The sequence below is a fragment of the Maribacter sp. MS6 genome (assembly GCF_056839185.1).
Map to the genome: position 1 here is coordinate 1,526,259 of NZ_CM166389.1, position 24,233 is coordinate 1,550,491.

Consider the following 24,233-nt stretch of genomic DNA (forward strand, 5'->3'; position numbering starts at 1 on the left):
ATCTAAAGCGAAAATTACGAATTTTTAATCAGTACGCTCCTTGGCATAATGTATTTGTTCCTTGAGTTCTGAAATCCTTTTTTTAGCAGTCTCTGAGAAATAGTGCACTTTAGTACCAAACCGATCTAAGTACCGCTCATAATGCTTCAACTTTATCTTTGGGTCTTTAAAATATCGGTCTGTTAAGGCACATAGTCTATAGTAAAGCATCCCATCGTTCGGGTCTTCGGCTACCGCTAATTGTAAATACTCCAGCGCTAATTGTAAATCGTCTTTTTCACGAGCCAATCCGGACAATGCCATATAACCTTTTGCCAACACAGGCCTTTGAATTTCCATTCCCTTTTTTACGAATAGTTCGGCGGAGTCCACTTGTTTGTTCTTCCGATAGGTTTCTGCCAAGGCATAATAATAATCCGAATTGGTCTCATTAAATTTTAATAATTCGGTGTAAGCGGCTTTGGCCTTTTCAAACTCCCATTCCTTATAATAACTATAGGCTAGTTTTTCATACACATATTCTTTCTGCTCTCCCAATTCCAATACTTTTTCTAACCATGAGATGGCATCTAAAAACCGAGCGTCGTTATAATAGACCAGGGCTTTTAAATTCACCAAGGCCACATCGTTGTCGTAGAAATGTAGGCCTTGGTCTATATAATCAAGTGCCTGGTTCTTTTCTCCTTTGATAGTAAAATATTTACCCAACTGAAACAGACTTCTAAGGTGCGTGCTATCCTTTTCTATTGCATTTTTATAGGAAACCAAGCTACTGCTGGGCTGGTCCAAATTGCGATGCGCCTCGCCCAAATAGTAATGATATTCGGGATTATCGCCGGCAACAGAAACCAAGTGTTGAAAGTTTTTACGTGCCTCATCAAATTGCTTTTGCTTTAATAGCAGTTTGCCTAGCTCAAATTGAGCGAGTTGCTGCCGGGAATCTAGCTCCAAGACAGCTTTATACTGGTCAAGGGCCTTGTCATAATTCCCAATGGCGCTGTAAGCGCGTGCAATCTGTAATCCCGCAGGTACCGTTCCAAGGCTTGCATACGCGTTTATTGCCTTGGTATAGTTACCCGTGGCGTATAGGCTATCTGCTTCCGTTGCGGTACCCGATTGACTTTTGCCTACTACAGTAAAAAACAGAAAAACTATGGTAAAACCTCTTATCAATCTTTCTTTTTTAAGGTGATTTCCACAACACCATTTTTTCCTTTTTCTCCGTACTTCTCTTTGGCTATTTTACCTTTAAGGACATTTACAGATTCTATAGTGTCTGGATCAATTGTTTCCATAACGCTTGTCTCCGTTTCGATGCCGTCCAACAAAAATATTGGTTCTTCTTTCTGATTGAACATCATTTTTAGACCCTTACCGCTGTATCGATTATCCTCATTTGGAATACTGGATTTATCATTAAATTCATCCCCTAACTTAAAAGTAATGGGTATAGAATAAGCAACATCTATCTTTTCACCATTTTGTATTCCTGACTGCATTTTTGGCAGTAAATCTATAATTCGCTTGGTTTCGTTTTCTAATAGTACATCTGGTCCGCGCATTTTTAAATTTTTAACCATGCCATCTCCGCCAATAATAAAAAGGGTATTAACTCGCCCTTGAATTCCTTTATCCTGAGCCTCTTGCGGATATTTAAAATTCTTAGCAATATGCTTTTGTATGTTCAGATTAAAGCAAGCCCGTTTATCCTCAGCGTTCTCGCATCCTGGAAATATGGGGACTTCATCTACGGTGGAGAAAGGAGCATAACTGGGTTTGTCGTTTTTTGCTTGCTCTAGTTTATTTGCCTTTAATTTAAAAGAAATGGGAATAGAAAATACTACCTGCGCCTTTTTCCCTTTATGTTCTCCGGGTTGCATTTGAGGTAAACGAGAAATAATACGTTCCGCTTCGTTAATCAACAAAGAATCCGGACCTCTCATTTTTAGGTTGGTTATTGCACCCGTTTTGTCTATAATAAACATAGCATTTACCCGACCTTGTATCCCTTTTTCATGAGCTTCTTTTGGATAATTGAAATGTTTACGAATATGGTTACGTACATTTTCGTAAAAGCATCCTCGCTTATCGGCATCGTTTTCACAGCCAGGAAATACAGGTACGTTCTCTACTTTTTCAAAAGCAATAGGATCGGAATTTTTCTCGATTTTATTTTCTACTACCTCACTTTCTCCTAAATCCAAATCGAATACTTCAAACGAATATGTGCCATCCGTTAGTATAAGCCCCTTAAAATCTGATGTTTTGGTTTCGAAGATTTCAGAAATTCTATTATTAAAAGTGCGTACTTCATCACCTGTTAGATCTTTAATAGTTCTAACCTCAAAAACCAAAAGGTCATTTGAGAAATCCCTATGCAAATCCAATAATTTTATACTGGTGCCACCATTTTCAAACCTATTTTGAAGGGAATACCGTAAGTTCTCATCCAATATTTGAAATGCTATCTTGTGTTGAACATAGCTCTCATACTTGGCAGTAGAAGGTAATCTTTTGGTTCTACCTTTAGGGTTGTCAAAAAATGGCGCTTTTGCTTTTTTTAGACTATCTGCATACATGTTATAGAGTCTTTCAGTTATAATCTCTTGCTTGAAGTACATTTCTTTTGTCAAAATACCCTCATTCAAACTAGGGTCGTCATACATATCCTTCCATTTAAAAAAGACTTTTTTCAAACTTCCTGTTTTTGCAACTTCATCATCAATTTCCTTATTAATATTGACAATTAAAGCTGCGTCTTCGGTGGTTTGCTCTTGCAACACATCGTTACCTTTTGAGGTTTCTAAGGATGTATAGGCCAACATCCCAAAAACCAAAGGAACCAACAACAAATATTTTAACTGAAAGACGTTCTTCGATTTTGATTTTTGTAACATGACGATTCGTTTTTTGATTAATGATGATTTATAAAATTGATTGACAAATGAAATATGTTGGGTCTGAAAAATTTGTGATAGCAATAGGTCGTAATGCGCCTTGCGTTCTGCTTTGGGTACCTGTGCATCTGCAATAAATTCGTGCAGTTCCGCTATTCTATTTTGATAGACATACACCAGCGGATTGAACCAGCCAACAATGCGCATGAGTTCAAAAAATAGAAGGTCTAACGTATGGCGTTGTTCTATGTGCACCAATTCGTGTTTGATGATGCTGCCGTGCTCTCTTTCCAGAATTTTATCGCCTAAGAATATCGACCTGAAAAAAGAAAATGCCAACTCACTATTGGTAATGACAATACGGGTGAAATTCGGGAAACGTTCCACGCTACCATTCCTGCTCAAAGTATACAATTGAATTAATTTATACCCAAAATAGAAGGCCGCCAACACCATGCCACCAAACATTATCCCTTCTTGCCATGAAAGTTGGAAAGCCGTACTTGCTTGTCCCGTAGCGGTGACCCCTACACGGTTCATATTCCAGAGAAATTCGGGATACACATAATACGCTTCCGGTACCGATGTTTTCAAAGCCTCGATTTTTATCCAAGGCAAAACCAGGGACAACACATACGTTCCAATCAAGTACACTCGGTTCCATTGGAAAAATGTTTCTTTTTTTAGAAAGAAGTCATAAATGACCAAAAAAGCTAACTGAAAGGCGATGCATTCTAGGATATACTGTATCATGGCGTTCCTTTTTTATCGATTTCCTTTAAAATGGATTCTAGTTCTGTAAGGCTCATATCGTTCTTTTTCATGAAGAAGGACACCATGCTTTTAAACGAACCTTGAAAGTAGCCATCTACCAATTTATTAATGCTCTCATTGCTGTAATCCGACTTCTGTACCAGCGGAAAATACAAATATCCCCTACCCATTTTCTCATGACTCACAAAACCTTTGTCCTCCAAAATTCGAACGATGGTAGATACCGTATTGTAAGCTGGTTTAGGTTCAGGAAGTTCATCAATAACCGCAGCAACATTGCATTTTTCCAATTGCCAAAGTACCTGCATTACTTCTTCTTCTGCTTTCGTTAATTGCTTCATTCAACTAATAGTTTAGTTTATTCTTAAAACAAATATAACTAAATATTTAGTTAAAACTAACTTTTTAGTTAAAAACTAAAGCAATCGATTACAACTATGACGACAGACCTGTCAGGTTTTAAAGCTAAGATCTTGTAACAAAATAGCATTATCTTAGTCTCACAGAAAAGACCTTTTATGGACATTGCATTATTGATTTTAGGCTTTATTTTAATGCTCTTTGGTATTTTAGGTAGTTTTTTGCCAGTTTTACCGGGACCTCCCATCAGCTGGATAGGACTTTTGCTCTTATATCTTACCAAAGCGGTACCTGATAATTGGTGGGTATTGAGCATCACCTTAACCATAGCGCTTGTGGTATTTGCCATGGATTATATCATACCTGCCATGGGCACCAAAAAATTTGGTGGTACCAAAGCTGGGATGATAGGTACCACAATTGGATTGTTGGTGGCACTTTTTTTTCCTATTCTAGGGCCTTTAGGTATTATTATTTGGCCCTTTGTGGGTGCGCTCGTAGGGGAATTACTAAATAAGGCGGATAAAAAAACAGCTACAAAGGCTGCTTTTGGATCATTTCTAGGTTTTTTGACCGGTACCTTTTTAAAGTTTATGGTGGCTATTGTATATCTAGGCCTGTTTATTACCAAAGCCTGGGAGTTCAAAGGTGCCCTTTTTCCGTATTTCGATTAATCCATCCAAACCGTTTTGTCGGCTATAGGCTTTCTGGTTTGCCCGGGAAGTTCTCCCTCATAATAACCCATGTAAAAGAACCCAAGACATTTCTCCCCTTCGTTCATAGGTAGAAAATCATCCATAAAATCAATAAGTGCAGGAGAACTCCAATAACAGCCAATGCCCATTTCTGTGCAAGAAAGCCACATATTTTGTACCGACATGGCGGTAGCAGCTATCTCCTCCCATTCGGGAACAGATTCCATGGGATCGCGTTGCATACAAATAGCAATAATAGCTCCTGCCTTTTTAGGGTTCTCGATTAACTTTTTAGCTTTTATTTGCTTAGGATTTGGGGTAATATCGATATAGGTATTGGATAAAAACTGACCCAACTCTTCTAACTTTTCGCCTTGTATCACTTTAAATCGCCATGGCTCCGTCTTTCTGTGATTTGGTGCCCAATTGGCCGATTCCAAGATTTTTTCAATGTCGGCTTTGGCTATTGGTTTATCCATATATTGCGCGGGAAAAACAGAACGACGGTTTTTTATTATATCATAAATCATAATGCACTATCTTTTTTGTTTGAAGATCTTGCTAAAAGTAAATCCATACAATTTTTTAACACAGGATTAGCGTTTTCCTTTTTCCAGATTACTGATAGTAGGGCGCGTTGCTTCACATCCTTCAACTCAATAAACTTTACCCGCATTTGAAAGCCGGCCTGTAGTGCGGTAGGAACAATAGCAATACCCAGTTTATTTTCTACCAACTTAAAAATGGTGTGTGCGTGAACCGATTTATGCGATACTTTTGGTTTAAAACCAGCATCGGCACAAATGCTCAAAATGGTATCATAATAATAAGGGCTGTATTCCTGACTGAACAAGATAAAATCATCTTCCGCAAAACGGGCCATTCCGTTGTACTCCCTTGTTAACATTGGATAGCTTTCTGGCAATACCAACGAAAAGGTATCTTCAAATACCGTTTGCATATGTAAATCGGCAGGAACGCGATCTAAGCGAACGAATCCTATATCCAATTCATTCTTCAAAACCGCAGCTACCTGTTCCGAATTGGAACGCTCTTCCAATGAAGTTTTTATTTTTGGATACTTGCCCTTAACAGCAACCAATAATTCTGGAATTACATTTTGCATAGCGGAACCCAAAAAACCGATGCGTATCTCGCCAGTATCCCCATCACCGATTAATTGCAACTCCCGTTTTGTATCCTTTAATAATCTAAATATATCTGTGGCCCTAGTTTTTAAATAATGACCCGCCGGGGTTAGCTCTACTTTTTTATTATTTCTCAGAAAAAGCTTTGCCTGTAACAATTCTTCCAACTGTTTAATTTGCCTACTTAGTCCTGGCTGCGAAATAAATAGCTTTTCCGCCGCCTTTCTAAAATGGAGCTCTTCGGCCACTGCTAAAAAATAAGTAAGATGACGTAATTCTATTTGAGTACTCATAGTTATCGATACTGTAGTAAAATGGTATTGGCAAGTATCAAACATAAGTATTAAATTTAAAAACCTAAAATAATTTCAAATGGAAAGTGCGTCAAAAACTTTTAAACTGGGAGAAGATTGGCTTACTGCAAGTAATACCTTACAAATAGCAAAGGGTAGCACCACAATTGTATTATCAAAAGCTACTCGAGACAAAGTAATTCAGAGTTGTCAAATCGTAAAACGTATTGTGGACAAAGGAGAACCGGTTTACGGAATCAATACGGGGTTTGGACCGCTTTGTACGACCAAAATATCAAAATCCGAAACCAGTGTACTGCAGACAAATATTCTACAAAGTCATAGTGTAGGTGTTGGTAAACCAATATCCAAAACTATAGCTAAATTGATGCTGATATTAAAAGCACACGCCTTAGCCAAAGGCTATTCCGGAATAGGGGAAACCACCTTAGACCGAATCATTTGGCATATAGAAAACGATGCCATCCCCGTAGTTCCATCGCAGGGTTCGGTAGGAGCATCCGGAGATTTAGCTCCTTTGTCCCACTTGTTTCTTCCATTGATAGGTTTAGGAAAAGTGGTATACAATAACGAAACAATGACTACGGCCGAACTTTTTGAACGTACCGGACTTTCTTCCCTAAACCTTGGCCCTAAGGAAGGTTTGGCTCTCATAAACGGAACGCAATTCATAGCAGCGCATGCCGTAAAAGTTGTCGAAAAATTACACTCCTTATTATCTCAAGCAGATATTATTGGCGCGATGATGATCGAGGGACTTCAGGGTTCGGTCAAACCTTTTTATAAGGAACTACATGCACTACGACCATTCAAAGGAAATATCCACGTAGCAAAAAGGGTAAAACGCTTACTTAAAGGCTCTGAAATTTTGGAAGATCATATTGACTGTGAACGGGTACAAGACCCCTATTCCCTTCGCTGTATTCCGCAGGTGCATGGTGCATCTAGAAACGCTTGGCTTCATTTAAAAGAGCTATTAGAAGTGGAATTAAACTCCGTAACGGACAATCCAGTAATCATCGATGAGGAGCTCACCATAAGTGGAGGGAACTTTCATGGACAACCGTTGGCCATGGCTTTGGATTACGCATGCCTGGCAGCCTCGGAAATCGGAAACATATCGGACAGGCGTATTTACTTAGCCTTGGAAGGCAACAGTCCGGGGGTACCCAAATTATTGATGAAAGACACAGGCATTAACTCCGGCTATATGATCCTACAATATACAACAGCTGCCCTAGCGAGTGAGAACAAAGGTCTCTGCTTTCCGTCCAGTGCAGATAGCATTCCTACCTCCCTTGGTCAAGAAGACCATGTTAGCATGGGTTCTATTGGGGGCCGTAAAGCATTGCAGGTTATTGGTAATGTAGAAAAAATACTGGCCATTGAATTATTAACGGCAGCCCAAGCCTTTGAATTTAGAAAACCTATGAAATCAGGTCTCTTTCTTGAGGAGATTCACAAGGAAATCAGAAAAAAAGTATCCTTTGCAGACAAGGATCGGATTTTTGCCGATGATATTGAACTAGGAATTAAAATGATAAAGAACAAAACAATTATAAAACTCATCGAACGCATCAGCGAAAAAGAACGGATATCCTTAAAAACGAAGTTCTCCGAGGAATTTGATGTGTATTGATGGTATAAGCTGTTGTCAAGAGTTAAAAATAGTCGCCTCAACACAGTGTACGTTTCCTTCAATAATAAAATAAGCAAATGAAAAATTTAAAACTTATCGGCCCTTTTAAACAACTCATTCCCATGACCGGACTACCGCTAAAGGGCGCACTAGTCGATGCGCAACTACGTATTTTAGAAGATGCTGGAATGATCATTGAAGGGGAACACATCCAAGAAATTGGCGATTTCCAAGACCTTAGATCAAAATTTGACAATATCGAAATTCAAGAACTGCAAGGAGACCACACCTGCATACCGGGTTTTGTAGATGCCCATACGCATATTTGTTTTGGTGGGTCACGTGCCACTGATTACGCTATGCGAAATGCCGGAAAAACCTATTTGGAAATTGCCAAAGCCGGCGGTGGTATTTGGGATACCGTAACCCAAACCCGGAAAGCGAGCAAGGCCGAACTCATTAAAGGCACAATTAAACGGGCAAACCGACACTTGAAAAACGGGGTTACAACGATTGAAGTAAAAAGTGGTTATGGTCTCTCCGTAAAAGAAGAACTTAAAATGCTATACGCCATCAAAGAGGCTAATGTAAACACTGTGGCGGACCTCATCGCAACCTGTCTTGCAGCGCATATGCTCCCAAAAGATTATTCAGGAACTGCCGAAGCGTATTTAGAGGAAATAAGCACGTTACTTTTTCCAAAATTAAAATCCGAAAACCTTACAAACCGTATCGATGCGTTCATAGAGGAAAGTGCTTTCTCGGCCATACAGATTGCACCCTATTTTAAAAAAGCGGCAGCCATGGGTTTTGATATTACCGTACACGCGGATCAATTCTCTACCAGTGGCAGCAAGGTTGCTGTAGAATTTAATGCGGTAAGTGCCGACCATCTGGAGGCAAGTACCGATAAAGAAATAGACCTATTGGCCAAAAGCGATGTCATCGCTACTGCCTTACCCGGAGCTTCTATCGGCTTAGGTTGTGCCTTTACCCCTGCCCGAAAATTACTCGATGCCGGTACTGCCTTGGCCATTGCAAGCGATCATAATCCCGGTTCGGCACCCATGGGCGATTTACTGACACAAGCCGCTATTCTTGGCACCTTTGAAAAGCTCTCGAATGCAGAAGTTTTAGCTGGAATTACTTTTAGGGCTGCTGCTGCATTACAACTATCGGATAGAGGAACATTAGCGAAAGGTATGTTGGCCGATTTCAGCCTTTTCCACACAGCAAACTATCAAGAAATCCTTTACAACCAAGGAAATTTAAAGCCATGTGTAATTTTTAAACGCGGGGTCAATGTATTTGACAAGCATAAATAAAAGCCGCCCTACCCCCAAAGGGGGAGTCTAAAAGTGTCAATGAAAATTGGACTGATGTTGTTATTCATTACTATGCATTAATCACCTATTACTCTTTAAACATGAATTTTAAATCTCAAATACTGCAAGGAATACCGTTAGAACTACCTTTAAAAAAAGAACGTTCGCAAGATGTGAGCCATGCGCCAAAGCGAAAGGACATACTATCCCTAGAAGAAAAAAAACTAGCTATTAGAAATGCGTTACGCTATTTTCCAAAAGATTGGCATTCCGAACTCTCCAAGGAATTTGCGACGGAATTAACCGATTTCGGTAGGGTTTACATGTATCGTTTTACACCGGATTACAAAATGTATGCCCGGCCAATTCATGACTATCCTGCAAACACTCCCCAAGCAGCCGGCCTAATGCTGATGATTCAGAATAATTTAGATCCGGCAGTGGCACAACATCCACAAGAACTTATTACCTACGGCGGAAACGGCGCCGTATTCCAAAATTGGGCACAATATCTAATTACCATGCAGTACTTGGCTATGATGACGGAGGAACAGACGCTACATATCTACTCAGGTCACCCTATGGGACTATTTCCCTCTTCCAAAGAAGCACCTAGGGTAGTAGTTACGAACGGTATGATGATTCCGAACTATTCCAAACCTGACGATTGGGAAAAATTCAATGCGCTCGGTGTTACCCAATACGGACAAATGACTGCCGGCTCCTATATGTATATTGGCCCACAAGGAATCGTTCATGGCACGGCCATTACGGTAATGAACGCATTTAGAAAAGTACTGAAGCCAGATGAAAGTCCGGCCGGCAAAATCTTCCTCACTGCTGGTCTAGGAGGTATGAGCGGAGCACAACCAAAGGCGGGCAACATTGCCGGATGCATAACCATATGCGCAGAAGTAAATCCTACCGCTGCGACAAAAAGACACGAACAAGGTTGGGTAGATGAACTTATTTCCGATATGGATACGCTCATTCGCCGCACTAAAAAAGCGATTCAAGACAAAGAAGTTGTTTCGTTGGCATTTATTGGAAACGTGGTAGCGGTCTGGGAACGTTTTGATACGGAAAACATCTTTGTTCATCTTGGGTCCGACCAGACCTCCCTGCACAATCCTTGGGCAGGTGGATACTACCCGGTAGAATTGACCTTTGAAGAATCTAACGAAATGATGAGCGCAAATCCCAAAGAGTTTAAAAACAAAGTTCAGGATACCTTGCGCAGACATGCAGCCAGTATCAACGCCCATACAGCAAAAGGAACCTATTTCTTTGATTATGGCAATGCCTTTCTTTTGGAGGCCTCCCGCGCTGGAGCGGACGTTATGGCAGAAAATAATATCGATTTCAAATATCCTAGTTACATCCAGGATATTCTTGGGCCTATGTGCTTCGATTACGGATTCGGCCCATTTCGTTGGGTATGTTCCTCCGGAAACCCGAAAGACCTTCAAAAAACAGATGCAATTGCCTTAAAGGTGATGCGAGCTATCAAAGCAACAGCACCAAAGGAAATTCAGCAACAAATGCAGGATAATATCAAATGGATACAAGAAGCGGAACAAAATAAGCTGGTCGTAGGCTCCAAAGCACGAATCTTATATGCAGATGCGGAAGGCCGTGCAAAAATTGCGGAAGGTTTTAACCAAGCGATTGCTTCGGGTGAACTTTCAGCCCCTGTTATTTTAGGGCGCGACCACCATGACGTAAGCGGTACGGATTCACCTTTCAGGGAAACGAGCAATATTTATGATGGTAGTAAATTCACCGCGGACATGGCTATACATAACGTTATTGGCGATAGTTTTAGAGGCGCTACCTGGGTCTCTATCCATAACGGCGGTGGTGTTGGCTGGGGCGAAGTGATCAACGGGGGATTTGGTATGTTGTTAGACGGCTCACAAGAAGCGAGCAAAAAATTGAAAAACATGCTTTTTTATGATGTCAACAACGGTATATCCAGAAGAAGTTGGGCACGAAACAAAGAGGCCATTTTTGCTATTGAGAGAGAAATGAAACGTACGCCAAATCTTAAAGTTACGGTACCAAAATTAGTGGACGATGCATTGTTAGATTGTTTGTTCCAGTAAAAAGCAAATAGGGCAAAATGAATTACGAAATAGTTGCAGGAATTTTATTTTTAATCTTAGGAATTGGATATTTATTTTGGAATCTTAGAAAAGAACCTAAAGATAATCCCAGTATATCTTATCGAGTTGATAATGTAAATTCTTGGGGATTAACTTTTGGTCTTATTCTCATTGGATTAGTTTTGATTTTAAAAAACATCCAATAACAAAAACTTTATAAAGTTCAATAGTTAGTTACCTATTTGAAACTGAATTAATAGTAAAAATGTCAGACTGATCGCAGTCGAAGCCCAATTTTAGTAATCAATGGTTCTTGACTACGCTCGAACTTACATTAATACAAACTTTAATATTTTGATTGTCAATTAGATAACCTCTTTAAAATATGACTATTTAGCTACTAACCTCTATAATTTTATTTCTTTTGCGCTAAACTTTCAAATTTTCCATCGGGATGTATCACTAGTTTATTGCCGGTAAACGGACTCAGTGTCCAAATATGGAAGCCAAAACTATTCGTTTCTAATATAGGCGAAACCGATTTTCCTAAAATCGATTTCGATTTTGTAGTCAATGTAAGTCTATCCTTTTCCCAGATGACCTTTCGTTTGTTTTCATCTCGAAAATCTCGATAGAGTTGATATAAATACCATTTGATATACTCGTCATGGGGAACTGTAAACGTGTTATCCCCACCTGTTTCATCTGTAGAGAAATAAACATACCCCCAATGTTCCGGTTCGTGCATATTGATAACACCTTGTGGCGACCACACCCAATTATACTCGGGAAGATAACTGCCTTGGTCATCTTTTTTTCGAGAATACCGATTGTCTACCAAATCAAAATCCCAGTTTACCCTGGAGAAATTCATCCGCCAGAATTCATTTTTAGGTACCGTAGCCAATCCAACTGGGCCTTTGGCAAAAGACCAAGGAATGGCAATCTCTAGGTTCCAACCCTTATCTACATCGGTTGGATCGTTAAGTGTGCCGTTTATTTGTACGGCAGAACGCAACCCCTTAATGTCCCAATTATTCAGCACATGGGCACCATTGCGATATGGCTTGGATAAATACAGATCCCAAATCGTATTAAGGGCATTAATCTCTAATTCATAATAATCATGGGTATCACCATCAGGGTCAATGAACACCTCTAAATCGTTATTATAAAAGATTACTGTATCCTTCTGTTTTAAAGTTCCCCAAACATGGGGATCTTTTAAATCCGCGTAGATATAGAGATTATCCATATCCCATATCATTTTTATCCGGGTCTCAAATTTCGGCGTTTTTTGACCTTCAATATCTATGAACAGTTGAGACCACTTTGCTTTATGCCAAGCTGGCTCGGTCATTTCACCATCCACAGTTATTGTTTCCGCCGTGTAATACGCAACATACGTTTTTGGTATGTTCTGCGCCACTAGCCAAGCACATCCCATGTAAAAAACAAAAAGGATCAATGATAAAGTTTTCTTATTCTTTAGTGCCGTATTACTCATAATTATTGGCGTATAAATTTTGCTTCTTGCTAATTTTTTCCTCTCCATCAGGTAAGCTATTTTTGGCTATGCCAACATTACTATGAACCACCCCACGCAAAGTGTTTCCCTGTTTAAATAGACCATACTCCTAGTTGAACTCCCTGTTTTTAAAAACTTAAAAATAAACCAAAGTTCTAATTTGCACTCTGACGGATCAAAATAACATCTTCCTAATCATATAAATTTTATTCTATTGTTTTTAAGTATTTTAGTCTCTTATAATTTGGTTAGTGACAAACTACCAGATTTTATTTCTTAAGTCTGGAAATTTTATTGTTTTTTGATTGGTTAAAAATAAAATTAGACCAATAACGTAGCAGCAATGCCAGACGTTTCATTTAATCGAAGTAAGAATCGTTTTATGCAGTTGAACAATAAGGTAGGGGAATTTTTAGGAAAGACCGGGTCTTCCTCCAACTATGGTGTAAAGTACTGGCATCATATTGTTTTTTGGGGCGTGTATTTTCTATTCAATACATTGCGATGGACTAGCATTCACGACGATTTTGTCTATTCGTTAAAAACCAACTTGATTGGTTTTCCCATACATATGACTTTAGCCTATTTCAACGTTTACTACCTAATGCCAAAACTGGTGTACACCAAAAAATATCTCTTGTACACCTTAAGCATCATACTGGCCATTTTTGTAATGTTATTGGTAAAATATAACCTTACCTACTATCTAGTTAGCACAGATGTATGGCCAGAAGGCCCCATAGAAACCAATACCCTTACCTTTGGCTACGCCGTGCAGACCATGATCGGGGAAGTTTATGTCATCTCCTTTTTTACGGCTATTAAATTGACCATTGATTGGTTAAAGGAAAGTAGCAAATTGCATGATTTGGAGCGACGACAACTACAAACCGAACTACGATTTTTACGGTCACAAGTGTCTCCCCATTTTTTTTTAACACACTAAACAACATTTATTCCCTAACCTTGGAAAAGTCGGACAAGGCTCCGGAGGTCATTTTAAAACTTTCCGACCTTATGCGCTACCTCCTCTATGCAACAAAAAAACGAAAACAGGAGCTTACCAAAGAAATAGAATGTATTCAGAACTATATAGATCTGGAGCGAATACGATTCGATGATTCTTTAAAAATTGACATGAATATATCGGGAAATCTCAACAAATGTAAAATTGCACCAATGCTCCTAATACCTTTGGTAGAAAACTGTTTTAAACATGGGGCGAGTAAAAATATTGGTAAAATGTATATTGCCATAGACCTTGAAGTTTCCGATGGTTTTATGATATTTAAGATAGCGAACACCATTCCCAATGCAAATACAACAAGAGATTTGCAAACTAGAGCGGGAGGCATAGGTTTATCCAATGTAAAAAAACGTTTGGAACTAGGTTATAAGCCTACTGATTATGAACTTACTATTTTTGAAGAGGACAATATGTTTAATGTACTATTGAAACTTAAAGTGATATGATATTAAAAGTGATAGTTATAGATGATGAACCCTTAGCCATCAATGTATTAAAAAACTATATTTCTAAAGTTAAGCAGCTACAACTCGTAGAAACCTTTTCAAATGCAGTTGACGCTTCCTCTTTCTTAAGGGATACCGAAGTAGATATTATGTTTTTGGATATTAATATGCCAATGTTGGACGGTCTGGAGTTTTTGGGCACCCTACAAAAGAAACCCTTTGTTATCATGACCACCGCCCATGAAGAACATGCATTAAAAAGTTTTGAGTTGGAAGCGATTGATTATTTGGTAAAACCTATATCGCTCCCTAGATTTCTAAAATCGGTGGATAGAATCATTAGCCTAAAACAAGGTGCACTAAAAGTCTCTGGCACTACAGTGAAAGAGAAACCCAGTATTTTTGTCAAGGTAGATAAAAAGAAACTCCAAAAAATATTCTTAGATGAGATTATGGTAGTTGAAAGTCTCAAGGACTACATTCGTATCATCACACCTACGTCAAAATATATCATCCATAGTACCCTAAGCAGCTTTACGGACGATTTACCATCAGATCTCTTTTTAAGAATACATAGATCCTACACTATAGCCATTGATAAAGTAAGTGTTGTAGAAGGAAATAGCGTCGAAATAGGTGGCCTAAGGTATACCATCGGCAGAAGCTACCTGAACGATGCAAAAAGTAGAATATTACCCAATTTCAATTCATAAGTATGACCTTATTTTTTCTTCATCCAAAGAATGCCTTATGTGCTATTGCTGTTTTAGCTTTAATAAGCAGCTGTCAAGAATCAAAAAAAGAAGAGGTCGTGGAACGTCCGCCAAATGTAATACTGATCTTTACGGACGATCAAGGCTACAATGATGTTGGCGTTTTTGGAGCATCCGATATCGCTACCCCTCATCTGGACCAAATGGCTAAAGAAGGCACCATGCTCACCAGTTACTATGCCGCTCAAGCGGTATGTTCTGCTTCCAGGGCCGGAATACTTACAGGTTGCTACCCCAACCGTATTGGTATTCATAACGCGTTAGGCCCAGGTAACACCCATGGAATAAACGAATCTGAAACCACCTTGGCAGAAATGCTGAAATCAGAAGGCTATGCTACCGCCATATTTGGAAAATGGCATTTGGGCCACCATCAAAAATTCCTACCTACCCGGCATGGTTTTGATGAATGGTTTGGCATTCCCTATTCAAATGACATGTGGCCTTATCATCCGCAACAAGGGCCAATTTTTAATTTTCCCGACCTTCCCTTATATGAAAACGAAACCGTGATAGACACCTTGGTAGAACAATCGCAACTTACCACCCAGATTACGGAACGCAGTGTAGATTTTATTAACAGGAACAAAGACAAACCTTTCTTCCTTTACGTACCTCATCCACAACCCCATGTCCCCTTGTTTGTTTCAGACAAGTTTAAGGGTAAGTCCGGTAGAGGTTTGTATGGAGACGTAATTATGGAAATAGATTGGTCCGTAGGTCAAATTACGGAAGCCTTAAAATCAAATGGACTTGAAGAAAACACCATGGTCATTTTTACTTCGGATAATGGGCCATGGTTATCGTACGGGAACCATGCCGGCAGCGCCTTTCCGTTGCGCGAAGGCAAAGGAACAGCTTGGGAAGGGGGACAACGAGAACCGTTCATCATTAAATATCCCAACGGTATTCCAGCAGGCAAAGTCATTGACGAACCAGTGATGGCCATAGATATTTTACCTACCATCGCAGCCGAAACCAAGGCAACCTTACCCGAAAAAATTATCGATGGAAAAAGTGTTCTCCCATTATTAAAAGGCACCTCGGAAAAAGGACCACAAGAGGCCTATTTCTTTTATTACCGCGTTAACGAACTCTTTGGTATACGGTATGGGAAATGGAAACTGTATTTTCCACATACCTACCGAACTATGCAAGGGCAAGAAGCAGGAAAAGATGGCCTGCCAGGCGATTATCGTATGGTAGACATGGGAGAAATTGAATTATACGACGTACAAAACGATATAAGCGAAACCACCAATGTGGCATCTGAACACCCCGAGATAATAAGTAAAATAAAACTATTGGCAAACGATATGCGTTTTCGATTAGGGGACTCACTTCTAGAGTTGGAAGGTTCTGAAACTAGAGAAGCGGGGCAATTGGAATGAGTAATACTTTCAAGTTTAAAGAGTTTACGGTAAATCAAGACAAGTGTGCCATGAAAATTGGTACCGATAGTGTTTTACTAGGCGCTTGGGCTTCTTTGGAAACAGAGCCGAATACTATTTTGGATATTGGTGCCGGTACTGGTGTAATCGCTCTGATGCTAGCACAACGATGTGATGCCGAGAGTATTGAGGCCATAGAAATAGATGATGCAGCCTATGAACAATGCGTAGAAAATTTTGAAGCTTCTCCTTGGGGAGACCGTCTCTACTGTTTTCATGCTGGCTTAGACGAACTTGTAGACGAAATAGACGAACCGTATGATTTAATAGTCTCCAATCCCCCGTTTTACTCCGAAGAAGTCTCCAGTGGTGATGCTGCTAGGGACTTGGCCAGACAAAACAGTTCATTACCCTTTGAAGACCTCTTACTTGGCGTTTCTAGACTATTGGCCCACAACGGTTATTTTTCGGTCATTATTCCTTACAAGGAAGAATCTAAATTCTTGGAGCTGGCAGGAAAAATTGGTCTCTATCCAAACAGAATTACACGTGTAAGGGGAAATACCTCTGCACCAATAAAGCGCAGTTTGCTGGAACTTTGTTTTGAAAAGGGAGATGCGATTACAAATGAGCTGATTATTGAAACAGAGCGCCATCACTATACAGGAGACTACAAAAACCTTGTTAAGGATTTTTATTTGAAAATGTAACAATAGGTTTTATTAATGTTATATACAAAACAATAGATATTTGATTAATTTTACCGAAAATTAAAGATTTAGATAACGCTACGTACAATTATCAAGCTTTAGACAACGTTTCTTTAGTTATCTTTATTAAAAAAATAAGCTATGCGTCCAGATTTATTTGAAGCACCCGATTACTACAATATAGATGATTTACTTTCCGATGAGCATAAATTGGTCCGTGATGCCGCGCGCCAATGGGTAAAGCGGGATGTATCTCCAATCATTGAGGAATATGCCCAAAAAGCAGAGTTTCCAAAACAGATAATTGGTGGTCTCGCAGGTATTGGTGCCTTTGGCCCATACATACCTGAACAGTATGGCGGGGCGGGGCTAGATCAAATAAGCTACGGACTTATCATGCAAGAAATAGAACGTGGTGATAGTGGTGTGCGTTCTACGGCTTCGGTTCAGTCTTCTTTGGTAATGTACCCTATTTATGCTTATGGTACGGAAGAGCAACGAACTAAATATTTACCTAAATTGGCCAGTGGTGAATGGATGGGTTGTTTTGGACTTACGGAGCCTAATCATGGATCCAATCCAAGTGGAATGGAGACTAAATATAAGGATATGGGAGACCATTATTTGTTAAACGGCGCCAAACTTTGGATATCCAATTCACCTTTTGCAGATGTAGCCGTAGTCTGGGCAAAGAATGAAGAAGGACGAATTCACGGACTGATAGTCGAGAGAGGTATGGAAGGCTTCTCTACTCCTGAAACACATAACAAATGGTCGCTTCGCGCTTCGGCCACCGGAGAACTTATTTTTGACAACGTAAAAGTTCCTAAAGAAAATTTACTGCCGAACAAAACAGGTCTAGGCGCTCCCTTAGGCTGTTTGGATTCTGCACGTTATGGCATTGCCTGGGGTGCTATCGGTGCAGCTATGGACTGTTACGATACTGCTTTGCGATATGCAAAAGAGCGTGTACAATTCGGAAAGCCAATCGCCGCCTTTCAGTTACAACAAAAGAAACTGGCAGAGATGATCACCGAAATAACGAAAGCACAGCTATTAGCGCTAAGACTTGGACAACTAAAGAACGAAGGCAAGGCGACTACCGCCCAAATTTCAATGGCAAAGCGCAACAATGTGGAAATGGCCATAAAAATTGCCCGGGAGGCACGCCAAGTATTGGGCGGTATGGGCATTACCGGAGATTATAGTATTATGCGCCACATGATGAATTTGGAAAGTGTGATTACCTATGAAGGAACTCACGATATACATCTTTTGATTACAGGTGCGGATATTACAGGACACACTGCCTTTAAATAATCTGTAGTCCAATAGTTGATAAAACTCTAGCTACGTGTAGACATTTCCAGTAGTATCGTAATTTTCTAAAATAACTGGAGCTATTGTGATACTACCATTAGTTTCAGATTTCTTGTGACTTTAATAATAAGCTGTTTATTATCAACTATGAATTGACCGAAAGAACCTTAAAAAGATTTAGTCGGGACGCTCCCAAACATTGATATCCCATACGGGATTGATGGTATAAGATGTATTTTGAATAATAATATCTTGGCCATCTGTCTCCACTTCCTCCCTAAACGCTATGAGTACACCGTTAACCTCCCTAAAGTCAGATAGGTACGTGATTTCATTGCCTAACGAATTAAATTTTGCAGTTCCGACCAACCTATTGGTTCCGGCATCTACCACCATGCCGCTTATGTTTCCGTCCAATTGGAGCTTCAGTACTTTAAATCCTTTACCGTTATCCCGTATGGCCAATACCTCTAAACGATTCAGAACTGGGGCTTGTAATAGAAAAAGCCCTGAATAAAACGTATTTCGCATCTCCGCTACACGACTATCTGGGATTTTCGAGATTCCTCCGTTCTGGTAGATCCAACCAGAGTCGCCTTCCAATTGTTCTATATAGCGAAAGTTTGGTGACAGCGACTCCAACCGTAAGAATTTACGCCCTACATCAAGAAGTACCTTAAACTCGATACCTGATGTTTCCATAACAGCTTCCACAGTTGCTATGCTATCTATAGCGCTACCGCCATGGGCTGTTTTTATTTCTTCTAGAATGGTCTTATCCGAGTTTTCTTCGTCAACTACATTGGAACCCCTATTCTTAGTGTCCTTTAGTTCGGTTTCGGATTCCACTTCCTCAGGGCCACCAGAAAAAAAGATAGCACCGTTCATAGCTACGGTAAAAGTTCCATCGTCATCAGGTTCGCTGTAAAAAAAACTGTTACTAGTTACTTCGCCATCGGTATCGACCATTGTCAATAATCCCTTTTCAATGGTATAGGTGCCACTAGCATCCTTATCGGAACTAGTACCACCGCCAATAGAACTCCCACTTACTAGAACCCCACCGGAAGAATTCCTATCAAAAGTACCGTTTGCATAAAAATAAATACCATCATATTGTTGTGTCCCCACGTAAACCATACCTGTACCCATACCACCAGAACTAGATGCACTTTTATACTCATAATAGCCCTCAGGTATCGTATTTGGTAACCGCATTTTTATCATTTGTGCACCGCCATATCTTATGTCTTCATAACCATCCGAGTTATCCTTTTCTATAAAAATGGTATCGTTATCCATGGTTTTGTCCCTATACTCCAAAAGAATTCCACCATTCACTTTTTTATAGCTTCCCTCCACTTTGGTCTGCCAGTCCGGTGCGTCAAGACTTTCACAAAAGGTCCCATTCTCCCGGAGCAAAATCGCTAAATCATAACTGCCCATGTTCATACCCCAAGTAAAGTTTCTCCCTGCAAAAACAACATCATCGCTTACCTCCTGACCGTAAAGTTGGGTGGTTACACTAAGGACACACATAATAATTAATCTGCTGAACGTATTTTTCATAAGGACTAGTATGGACGATTACACGTCAAAATTCATTGGTAAATATAGAACAGCCCATGAAAGTTATAACATTATTTAACAGAGAGATACGTTTATCTTAACACAATACCTTTCCAAATAAAGTAATTTTATGGTGTTCTTATAGAGCTTATTTAAAGTTTGAGTTAGTTAGTATAGGCCGATGGGAGCATCGGCCTATTTTATGCATAATAATTGACATGCCATAGTATACTCAATTCCTTCAACCGTGGCTTATTTGAGTTATTAACTAAGTATTTGGATTTACTAAAGACCCATTTAAATCCGTTAAAACAATTTTTTCTTCGTTCACCACAGAATCTCCTAACTTCACAACAATAAGTTTCACAAGATGCACAAAGCTGATACTTTTACAGTGTAACAAAAACGAATTAATTTTTTTCATTTTCATATAGTGTTCTCGTAAAAGAGTCTGGTTGTTTACAACCGGACTCTTTTTGGTTTAACACGTTTTAGGATGTAACACCGAATAAGAAAATTTTTTAAAATGGGCTAGTTTGAATATTGGGGCTTTAGGAGGATGTATGATGAATAGCACAACAATGCCAGCTCCTCATTTACCAAAACTTAAAAAAAACTAATGTAGAGTTGGTACTTAGTTAGTTTGGATCCTTTTTTACAAAATTTTTATGGAAACAAGCGTTTTAGTTCTGTTTCCATAAACGGAACCTTTTTCAAGGCTTTTTTTGAAAAATCGAAAAGACTATTACAACGGTCTAAGTTCTGATTCTCGTAGGCAACCTTATAGTACCTATTATTTTCTAAATAATCGGTCAACGCCCTTAGTCCGTGAATAAATGGCATAAAAACTGCTCCCATAGGTAAAGACGTGATCTCTGCCTTACTTAATAACGACGGGATACTGGCCAATCCTTCTACAAAGGCGGTAAACAAAGATTCATTAAAATTAATACGTTCTAATTCCTTTTCATCCTCAGGTGCCGTATTTACTACCGTTCTAATAGCATCGCCAAAATCATAAAAAAAATAGCCTTTCATAATGGTATCCAAATCTATGAGGCACAAGCCTTTTCCTGTATGTTTAGAGAACAATATGTTGTTTAGCTTGGTATCGTTATGGCATACACGCGATGGCAAAGCATTCAGTTCTATCTCGTTTAACGTACTCAAGGTTTTTTTAGCAAACGCTATATTCACTTTTGCATGCTCCAGTTTTAGTACATCTGCGCTAGCTATCGCCTTCAAAAACTGTTGCCCCCTTACCGTTAAATCGTGAAAACGTGTTATGGTATCGATATAACCCAAAGGATTCTGGTCTGCCAAAAGCAAGTGGAACGTTCCAATAACACGTCCTGCCTCATAGGCCGTTTCTTTCTGAACGGTTGTATTGTAGGTAATACTGTCCGGAATAAAACCCATGAGCCGCCAATACCCAGAAGCCACTTGTGTGAAGTAGGAACCGTCAACCGTTTTTACTAGCTGAATTTCTTTATAATCGGAAGCTTTGAGGGCTCTTAACGCACTGGAAATGTTATTCATTAATCCGCTCACATCCGAAAAAACATCATGATTGATGCGTTGTAGAATATAAACAGGGGTTTCTTCACTACAAACTAAAAAAGTATCGTTGATTAAACCGGTATTGAGCGGCTGAAAGCTGAACTGTTGATGTTTTACCGTAAAACACCCCAGAAGTTCTTGAAGTTGTTCTGGGGTGTGTACGCTATTATTTAGTTCCATAAAGGAGAAACGTACTGACCTTGGTTTGTTTTGTTCTGCAAACTTTCCATGGCCGTTTCTTTATCACTGGCATAGGTTACACCAAACCAATCACCACCCGATGGAATACACTTCACATCAATTTCCTTTGCCTGAAGCATTTCCTGTATCATAAAAGGTAGGTAGAGTTCGCTATTGGCAATACGATCCTCATCATTAAGGAATGTTTTAAATTCCGATTCTATTTTTTCGAATATTGACATCCTACAAATCCAGAAATTCATACTTGCCTGCTCCTCGCCAGTAAATTCCAAACCCGTATCTTCATCCACGACCTTGTTATTTTTTTGAACAAGCTTCAAACGTTCCTCTACAGAAAGTAAGTCATCTCCTGACACTTTACAGACACCTCTAGATACAGACCCATGTTCGGAAAGGGTATCCTTTAAGGTGTACCCTAATAATGCGTATGCACTTTCATTCGAATTTATAAAATTTGCAGCTTTTTTATAGGCCGCTTGTCCATAAAAGTCATCTGCATTAATAACGACAAAGGGGCCGTGTATTACATTCCTTGCAGTCCAAACAGCATGCGCGGTACCCCAGGGTTTTTTTCGCTCTCCGGTAAAGGTAACACCATTGGGCAAATCGGTTAGTTCTTGTGCTAGCACATCCAGTTTTATGTTTTCAGGCAATCTTTCACTCAAATAATCATTTAAAAAACGAACGTTCTCTTTTTTGGTAATGACTACAATCTGCTTAAAATCATTTTTTATGGCGTCATAAATAGCGAACTCCATTAGAAACTCCTCTTTAGGGCCAAGCTCATCGAACTGTTTTAGTTTTCCGTATCTACTACCGCTTCCGGCAGCCATTAAAAGTAATGTCATGGTTCTAGTATTTAGGTTGCAAAAATAACGATTGTATCCAAAACATTAAACGTATTTAGCCATATGGTCATTAAAAAGGTTGATGGCTCTACATATTGAGATCATATCCTTTAAAATGATCTCATTTTTTCCTATTTTCCATTATTAAATCCAAACTAGATTATGAGTTCAAGACGTAATTTTATCAAAAACACATCGCTTGCAGGAGTAGGGCTATGTGCCATCCCTAGCTTCGCTACCCAACTGTATAGCCCTGCGGACAAACTAAATGTTGCCCTTATCGGGGTAGGATTAAGAGGAACTAACCACTTACAAAACCTATTGCTTAGAAAGGATGTTAATATTACGGCTATTTGTGATATAGATGCTTCTAGAATAGCCATCGCTAAAGATTTAATTTCTAAAGCAGGCGCAAAGGCTGCACAGATTTTTGATGCAAATGACTATGACTACAGAAACCTATTGGAACTTAAAGAGGTAGATGCCGTTGTTATTGCCACCCCTTGGCTGTGGCATACCCGTATGACTGTAGATGCGATGAAAGCCGGCAAATATGCTGGTGTAGAGGTGTCTGCCTCTAATACCTTGGAAGAATGTTGGGATTTGGTCAATACTCACGAAAATACCGGCACCCACATGATGATACTGGAAAATGTAAACTACCGGAGAGATGTACTTGCCATTTTAAATATGGTAAAACAGAACGTTTTTGGGGAATTGGTTCATTTTAGATGCGGGTACCAACACGACTTACGTTTTGTAAAATTCAACGATGGCAAAACAGCCTATGGCAGGGGAGCAGAGTTTGGAGAAAAGGGAATTTCCGAAGCAAAATGGCGAACGGCGCACTCTGTAAAAAGAAATGCAGATGTGTACCCAACACACGGTTTAGGACCTATTGCAGCAATGGCAGACGTGAACCGCGGAAATAGATTTATGTCCTTGACCTCTCACGCAACAAAAGCTATTGGCTTGCACAATTATATTGTTGATGTGGGCGGAAAAGAGCACCCGAATGCCAAAATAAAATTTAAACAAGGCGATGTAATCACCACGACAATTGAGACTGCTAACGGCGAAACCATAATTATTACACATGACTGTAATTTACCAAGACCCTATTCCTTAGGATTTAGGGTACAAGGAGCAAACGGCTTGTGGGAGGTAGATGGCAGTAGAATGTATATTGAAGGCCAATCGGAATCGCATAAATGGGACGAAGCTGCCCCGTGGCTAGAGAAATATGACCATCCGCTTTGGAAAAAATATGGCGAATACGCGTTGGATGCAGGACATGGTGGAATGGATTTCTTTGTATTGAATTCCTTTATAGAGTCGGCCAAGGCAAACATAGCACCGCCTATGGATGCCTATGACGCTGCCGCTTGGAGTGCCGTAACCCCTTTGTCCGAAGTTTCCATAGCCAATAATGGTGAGCCACAAGATTTTCCGGATTTCACCAGAGGCCTCTGGCTAAAACGCAAACCTTACGATTGGATGAAAGAAAATTATTAGTGCCGCCCTTTTTGTAGTTTCAATGGGAATGATCTTACCCACTAGTATGACTTTTGTCATGTTTTCTGATAAAAGTTGCCTTTATCTT

Annotated in this window: 21 protein-coding genes; 12 read left to right on the forward strand and 9 right to left on the reverse strand. The window is 39.6% G+C overall.

Features of this window, described 5'->3' with window-relative positions:
* Window positions 1-24 precede the first annotated feature (24 nt).
* The 3 genes from MS6x_RS06855 to MS6x_RS06865 are packed head-to-tail and all read right to left on the reverse strand — an operon-like array spanning window position 25 to window position 4,012.
* Window positions 25-1,173, reverse strand: a complete 1,149-nt coding sequence (locus MS6x_RS06855) for a tetratricopeptide repeat protein (RefSeq protein WP_482606318.1) — start codon at window positions 1,171-1,173, stop codon at window positions 25-27.
* Window positions 1,170-3,650, reverse strand: a complete 2,481-nt coding sequence (locus tag MS6x_RS06860) for an energy transducer TonB (RefSeq protein WP_482606320.1) — start codon at window positions 3,648-3,650, stop codon at window positions 1,170-1,172. Before MS6x_RS06860 ends, MS6x_RS06855 begins: the two co-directional genes overlap by 4 nt.
* Complete coding sequence (locus MS6x_RS06865; protein ID WP_482606321.1) at window positions 3,647-4,012, reverse strand: BlaI/MecI/CopY family transcriptional regulator; 366 nt, start codon at window positions 4,010-4,012, stop codon at window positions 3,647-3,649. The genes MS6x_RS06860 and MS6x_RS06865 overlap by 4 nt, the downstream gene beginning before the upstream one ends.
* Before the next feature lie 177 nt (window positions 4,013-4,189).
* On the opposite strand from MS6x_RS06865, the gene MS6x_RS06870 reads away from it, so the two are divergent.
* Entirely contained in the window at window positions 4,190-4,705 is a 516-nt protein-coding gene (locus MS6x_RS06870) for a DUF456 domain-containing protein (protein ID WP_482606323.1), read from the forward strand.
* On the opposite strand, the gene MS6x_RS06875 is transcribed toward MS6x_RS06870, so the two are convergent.
* Together MS6x_RS06875 and MS6x_RS06880 are read right to left on the reverse strand one after the other, a co-directional pair.
* Window positions 4,702-5,256 (reverse strand): nitroreductase family protein, encoded by a 555-nt coding sequence (locus MS6x_RS06875; RefSeq protein ID WP_482606324.1) that lies wholly within the window; start codon window positions 5,254-5,256, stop codon window positions 4,702-4,704. The genes MS6x_RS06870 and MS6x_RS06875 overlap by 4 nt on opposite strands.
* Complete coding sequence (locus tag MS6x_RS06880) at window positions 5,253-6,167, reverse strand: LysR family transcriptional regulator (protein ID WP_482606326.1); 915 nt, start codon at window positions 6,165-6,167, stop codon at window positions 5,253-5,255. The genes MS6x_RS06875 and MS6x_RS06880 overlap by 4 nt, the downstream gene beginning before the upstream one ends.
* Window positions 6,168-6,246: 79 nt before the next feature.
* On the opposite strand from MS6x_RS06880, the gene hutH reads away from it, so the two are divergent.
* From hutH to MS6x_RS06900, 4 genes are all read left to right on the forward strand, one after another.
* Window positions 6,247-7,827 (forward strand): histidine ammonia-lyase, encoded by a 1,581-nt coding sequence (gene hutH, locus MS6x_RS06885; RefSeq protein ID WP_482606327.1) that lies wholly within the window; start codon window positions 6,247-6,249, stop codon window positions 7,825-7,827.
* 77 nt (window positions 7,828-7,904) lie between these two features.
* Entirely contained in the window at window positions 7,905-9,152 is a 1,248-nt protein-coding gene (hutI, locus tag MS6x_RS06890; RefSeq protein WP_482606328.1) for an imidazolonepropionase, read from the forward strand.
* A gap of 101 nt (window positions 9,153-9,253) precedes the next feature.
* Window positions 9,254-11,257 carry a urocanate hydratase gene (locus MS6x_RS06895; protein WP_482606329.1) on the forward strand — a complete coding sequence of 668 codons (2,004 nt, stop codon included), beginning with the start codon at window positions 9,254-9,256 and terminating at the stop codon, window positions 11,255-11,257.
* Window positions 11,258-11,274: 17 nt separating this feature from the next.
* Window positions 11,275-11,463, forward strand: coding sequence for a hypothetical protein (locus tag MS6x_RS06900; RefSeq protein WP_482606331.1), 189 nt, complete (start codon window positions 11,275-11,277; stop codon window positions 11,461-11,463).
* A gap of 209 nt (window positions 11,464-11,672) precedes the next feature.
* Here MS6x_RS06900 and MS6x_RS06905 read toward each other — a convergent pair whose 3' ends face one another.
* Window positions 11,673-12,764 carry a carbohydrate-binding family 9-like protein gene (locus MS6x_RS06905; protein ID WP_482606333.1) on the reverse strand — a complete coding sequence of 364 codons (1,092 nt, stop codon included), beginning with the start codon at window positions 12,762-12,764 and terminating at the stop codon, window positions 11,673-11,675.
* Window positions 12,765-13,128: 364 nt separating this feature from the next.
* On the opposite strand from MS6x_RS06905, the gene MS6x_RS06910 reads away from it, so the two are divergent.
* The 6 genes from MS6x_RS06910 to MS6x_RS06935 all read left to right on the forward strand — a co-directional run bounded on the left by MS6x_RS06910 (window position 13,129) and on the right by MS6x_RS06935 (window position 18,452).
* Window positions 13,129-13,731, forward strand: a complete 603-nt coding sequence (locus MS6x_RS06910) for a LytS family sensor histidine kinase (RefSeq protein ID WP_482606335.1) — start codon at window positions 13,129-13,131, stop codon at window positions 13,729-13,731.
* Window positions 13,732-13,751: 20 nt separating this feature from the next.
* The gene (locus tag MS6x_RS06915; protein WP_482606336.1) at window positions 13,752-14,258 is read left to right on the forward strand and encodes a sensor histidine kinase; all 507 of its coding nucleotides are present in this window, start codon (window positions 13,752-13,754) and stop codon (window positions 14,256-14,258) included.
* Entirely contained in the window at window positions 14,255-14,971 is a 717-nt protein-coding gene (locus MS6x_RS06920; RefSeq protein WP_482606338.1) for a LytR/AlgR family response regulator transcription factor, read from the forward strand. The genes MS6x_RS06915 and MS6x_RS06920 overlap by 4 nt, the downstream gene beginning before the upstream one ends.
* A 2-nt stretch (window positions 14,972-14,973) precedes the next feature.
* Entirely contained in the window at window positions 14,974-16,422 is a 1,449-nt protein-coding gene (locus MS6x_RS06925; RefSeq protein ID WP_482606340.1) for a sulfatase family protein, read from the forward strand.
* Window positions 16,419-17,132, forward strand: coding sequence for a tRNA1(Val) (adenine(37)-N6)-methyltransferase (locus MS6x_RS06930; RefSeq protein ID WP_482606342.1), 714 nt, complete (start codon window positions 16,419-16,421; stop codon window positions 17,130-17,132). The genes MS6x_RS06925 and MS6x_RS06930 overlap by 4 nt, the downstream gene beginning before the upstream one ends.
* Window positions 17,133-17,273: 141 nt before the next feature.
* Window positions 17,274-18,452 carry an acyl-CoA dehydrogenase family protein gene (locus tag MS6x_RS06935; RefSeq protein ID WP_482606343.1) on the forward strand — a complete coding sequence of 393 codons (1,179 nt, stop codon included), beginning with the start codon at window positions 17,274-17,276 and terminating at the stop codon, window positions 18,450-18,452.
* Between the two features lie 177 nt (window positions 18,453-18,629).
* On the opposite strand, the gene MS6x_RS06940 is transcribed toward MS6x_RS06935, so the two are convergent.
* The 3 genes from MS6x_RS06940 to MS6x_RS06950 all read right to left on the reverse strand — a co-directional run bounded on the left by MS6x_RS06940 (window position 18,630) and on the right by MS6x_RS06950 (window position 22,630).
* Entirely contained in the window at window positions 18,630-20,021 is a 1,392-nt protein-coding gene (locus MS6x_RS06940) for a hypothetical protein (protein ID WP_482606345.1), read from the reverse strand.
* 666 nt (window positions 20,022-20,687) lie between these two features.
* Window positions 20,688-21,761 (reverse strand): phosphotransferase enzyme family protein, encoded by a 1,074-nt coding sequence (locus MS6x_RS06945; protein ID WP_482606346.1) that lies wholly within the window; start codon window positions 21,759-21,761, stop codon window positions 20,688-20,690.
* Complete coding sequence (locus MS6x_RS06950) at window positions 21,752-22,630, reverse strand: nucleotidyltransferase family protein (RefSeq protein WP_482606348.1); 879 nt, start codon at window positions 22,628-22,630, stop codon at window positions 21,752-21,754. Before MS6x_RS06950 ends, MS6x_RS06945 begins: the two co-directional genes overlap by 10 nt.
* A 162-nt stretch (window positions 22,631-22,792) precedes the next feature.
* Between MS6x_RS06950 and MS6x_RS06955 the strand changes: the two genes are divergently transcribed.
* Entirely contained in the window at window positions 22,793-24,145 is a 1,353-nt protein-coding gene (locus tag MS6x_RS06955) for a Gfo/Idh/MocA family protein (RefSeq protein ID WP_482606350.1), read from the forward strand.
* The last annotated feature ends 88 nt before the right edge of the window (window positions 24,146-24,233 follow it).

Coding starts and splice junctions, on each gene's coding strand:
- MS6x_RS06900 (WP_482606331.1), top strand. CDS start 11,275: ATGAATTACGAAATAGTTGCAGGAATTTTATTTTTAATCTTAGGAATT.
- MS6x_RS06940 (WP_482606345.1), bottom strand. CDS start 20,021: ATGAAAAATACGTTCAGCAGATTAATTATTATGTGTGTCCTTAGTGTA.
- MS6x_RS06870 (WP_482606323.1), top strand. CDS start 4,190: ATGGACATTGCATTATTGATTTTAGGCTTTATTTTAATGCTCTTTGGT.
- MS6x_RS06875 (WP_482606324.1), bottom strand. CDS start 5,256: ATGATTTATGATATAATAAAAAACCGTCGTTCTGTTTTTCCCGCGCAA.
- MS6x_RS06880 (WP_482606326.1), bottom strand. CDS start 6,167: ATGAGTACTCAAATAGAATTACGTCATCTTACTTATTTTTTAGCAGTG.
- hutI (WP_482606328.1), top strand. CDS start 7,905: ATGAAAAATTTAAAACTTATCGGCCCTTTTAAACAACTCATTCCCATG.
- MS6x_RS06955 (WP_482606350.1), top strand. CDS start 22,793: ATGAGTTCAAGACGTAATTTTATCAAAAACACATCGCTTGCAGGAGTA.
- MS6x_RS06950 (WP_482606348.1), bottom strand. CDS start 22,630: ATGACATTACTTTTAATGGCTGCCGGAAGCGGTAGTAGATACGGAAAA.
- MS6x_RS06945 (WP_482606346.1), bottom strand. CDS start 21,761: ATGGAACTAAATAATAGCGTACACACCCCAGAACAACTTCAAGAACTT.
- MS6x_RS06935 (WP_482606343.1), top strand. CDS start 17,274: ATGCGTCCAGATTTATTTGAAGCACCCGATTACTACAATATAGATGAT.
- MS6x_RS06865 (WP_482606321.1), bottom strand. CDS start 4,012: ATGAAGCAATTAACGAAAGCAGAAGAAGAAGTAATGCAGGTACTTTGG.
- MS6x_RS06895 (WP_482606329.1), top strand. CDS start 9,254: ATGAATTTTAAATCTCAAATACTGCAAGGAATACCGTTAGAACTACCT.
- MS6x_RS06930 (WP_482606342.1), top strand. CDS start 16,419: ATGAGTAATACTTTCAAGTTTAAAGAGTTTACGGTAAATCAAGACAAG.
- hutH (WP_482606327.1), top strand. CDS start 6,247: ATGGAAAGTGCGTCAAAAACTTTTAAACTGGGAGAAGATTGGCTTACT.
- MS6x_RS06910 (WP_482606335.1), top strand. CDS start 13,129: ATGCCAGACGTTTCATTTAATCGAAGTAAGAATCGTTTTATGCAGTTG.
- MS6x_RS06925 (WP_482606340.1), top strand. CDS start 14,974: ATGACCTTATTTTTTCTTCATCCAAAGAATGCCTTATGTGCTATTGCT.
- MS6x_RS06920 (WP_482606338.1), top strand. CDS start 14,255: ATGATATTAAAAGTGATAGTTATAGATGATGAACCCTTAGCCATCAAT.
- MS6x_RS06860 (WP_482606320.1), bottom strand. CDS start 3,650: ATGATACAGTATATCCTAGAATGCATCGCCTTTCAGTTAGCTTTTTTG.
- MS6x_RS06905 (WP_482606333.1), bottom strand. CDS start 12,764: ATGAGTAATACGGCACTAAAGAATAAGAAAACTTTATCATTGATCCTT.